This is a genomic window from Kitasatospora sp. NPDC001539, assembly GCF_040298565.1.
Lineage (GTDB): Bacteria > Actinomycetota > Actinomycetes > Streptomycetales > Streptomycetaceae > Kitasatospora.
This window is the reverse complement of the sequence record NZ_JBEPAK010000466.1, coordinates 1-1,864: the sequence shown is the minus strand read 5'-3', so window position 1 is coordinate 1,864 and position 1,864 is coordinate 1. Positions and strand designations below refer to the sequence as shown.

At 74.4% G+C, this 1,864-nt stretch carries 1 protein-coding gene; it reads right to left on the bottom strand.

All coding sequences use genetic code 11. The features are described from left to right. On the bottom strand, positions 1 to 1,502 hold a 1,502-nt coding region (locus ABT247_RS33295; protein WP_350750319.1), incomplete at its 3' end, for an AI-2E family transporter. Positions 1,503 to 1,864 lie beyond the last annotated feature (362 nt).

Genomic DNA, 1,864 nt, shown 5'->3' with positions numbered 1-1,864 from the left:
GGCGCGGACGACCGCGCCGGCTCGGACGGCTGCGCCGGCTCGGACGGCTGCGCCGGGTGGGCCGCCGCCGTGCGTTCGGCGGCCTCGCGGGCGGCTTCGAGGGCGGTGAACACCTCCTGGCCGGCCTCGTTGCGGCGGCGCAGGTGGGTGACCACGGTGTTGGTGACGGCGATCAGCGGGACGGCGACCACCGCGCCGCCGATGCCGCCGATGATGCCGCCGGCCGCGACGCCGAGGACCACGCCGAGCGGGTGGACCCGGACGGCCCGGCCGAGGATCAGCGGCTGGAGGATGTGGCTCTCCACCTGCATCACCACGATCAGCACCACCAGCACCATCAGCGCCGTCCACGGCCCCTGGGTGACCAGGGCGATCAGGACCGCGACGGTACCGGTGACCAGGGCGCCGACCAGCGGGACGAAGGCCCCCAGGAAGATGATCACGGCCAGCGGTACGGCGAGCGGCACGCCCAGCAGTTCGATGCCGACACCGATGCAGACCGCGTCGATGAAGGCCACGCAGACCGTGCCGCGCACGTACGCGGTGAGCGTGATCCAGGCCTTGGGGCCGGCACCGGCCATCGCGAAGCGGGAGTGCCGGGGCAGGCCGCGCAGCGCCCAGTTCCAGATCCGCGAGCCGTCGTAGAGGAAGAAGAAGGTGGTGAAGAAGGTCATCAGCAGCGCCGTCAGCACCTCGACGGCGATCTGCGCGCCCGTGATGGAGGCCGAGGTGAGCTGGTCGCTGTTGGTGCTGATGGCCTTGGTGATCTGGTTGGCGAAGTCGGTGATCTGCTGCTGGGTCAGGTGCAGCGGTCCGGTCACCAGCCAGTCCCGCAGCTGGTTGACACCGGTCTTCACCTGGTTGGTGACGTCCGGGAGGTTGGTGGTGACCTGCCACACCACGAACCAGCCGACCAGCCCGATCCCGGCCAGTCCGCTCAGGAACACCCCGCCCGCGGCGAGCGAGCGCGGCACCCCGCGCCGGCGGAGCCAGGAGACGGAGGGCTCCAGCAGCGCGGAGATCAGCAGCGAGGCCAGCACCGAGAAGGCGACCAGCCGCAGCATGTCGACGACGTAGAAGACGACGTACAGCGCGGCCCCGAGCAGCAGCAGCCGCCAGGTCGACTCGGCGGCCACCCGGAGCCCCCACGGCACCGCCTCGGCGGGGGTGGCGGGCCGGCCCGGGTGGTACTCCCGCCCGAGGGCGGCGTTGGCGGCCGGTGCGGGCGGGGCGGCCGCCGGTGCCCCCGGCGGCGCTGCCGCGGCCGGCGCGGTCGCGGTGGCCCCGGGGGCCGGGGCGCTCCCGGCCGGATCGGCGGCCGGCGCCGGATCGGCACGCGGGACCGGGACCGGCCCGACCGCCTCGGCCAGGACCGGTACGTGGAGCTCGTGCGGATCGGCTGCCATCGCGGCGCGTCGACGCCGTTCGATCACGGCAGCCGCGCTGGCCACCACGGCCATGCCCTTGGCCACGGCCTTGAAGGCCTTTCCGCCCCGCGCCATCCTCGCTACCACCGCTTCCCCGCTGAACCGCCGAGCCGGCGGGACGCCGTGGGACCCGCCACGGCCGTCAAGGGATGACGCTACCCGCCGGGGGCCGGAGGAGTCCGCCGGGCCGGGGGTTCGGTTCGATCACCCTGGTCCACGGACTCGGGCAAATCACCGCATCACGGGTGGTTTCGCCCATACGGCGCGGGGGAGGAATCCGAACGGGACGACGAGTCGTCCCACTCAGGCCAACTGTCGGCGGACCGGCCGGCGCGGGAAGCAACCAGGACCCCTTCCCGCGCCCCGCGTCCGCACCCCGGGGCCGCACCGCCCGCGAGCGCACTGGTCAGCGCAGCCCGGGCGGCGCGGCCCGCCCC